Origin of the sequence: Streptomyces sp. SP18BB07 (assembly GCF_036322545.1) — a bacterium.
Classification (GTDB): Bacteria; Actinomycetota; Actinomycetes; order Streptomycetales; family Streptomycetaceae; genus Streptomyces; species Streptomyces deccanensis.
Map to the genome: position 1 here is coordinate 1 of NZ_JAQYWT010000304.1, position 324 is coordinate 324.

Annotated in this window: 1 protein-coding gene; it reads right to left on the minus strand. The window is 43.2% G+C overall.

All coding sequences use genetic code 11. The annotated features are described in order from the left end of the window. On the minus strand, nucleotides 1-278 hold a 278-nt coding region (locus PUR53_RS48235), incomplete at its 3' end, for a hypothetical protein (RefSeq protein WP_329909070.1). Between the last annotated feature and the right edge of the window lie 46 nt (nucleotides 279-324).

Here is a 324-nt window from a genome sequence, read left to right on the forward strand (position 1 = left end):
GGGGGGGGACCCCCCCCCACCCAACAAGCCCAACCACCAAGCAACCACACAAAACCACAAACAAACCCACACAACAAAACCAACAAAAAAAAAAAAAAAACCAAAAAAAAAAAAACAAAAACAACAATAAAAAAAAAAAAAACACCACACCCAACACAAAAAAACCACACACCCCCCCCCACCCCCCACCCCCCCAAACAACAACAAAAAAAAACAAAACAAAAAAAAAAAAAAAAACAACACCACAACACCACACCCCCCCACACAAAACCACCCACACCACCCAAACACCCAACACCCCCCCCCACACAAAAAAAAAACACA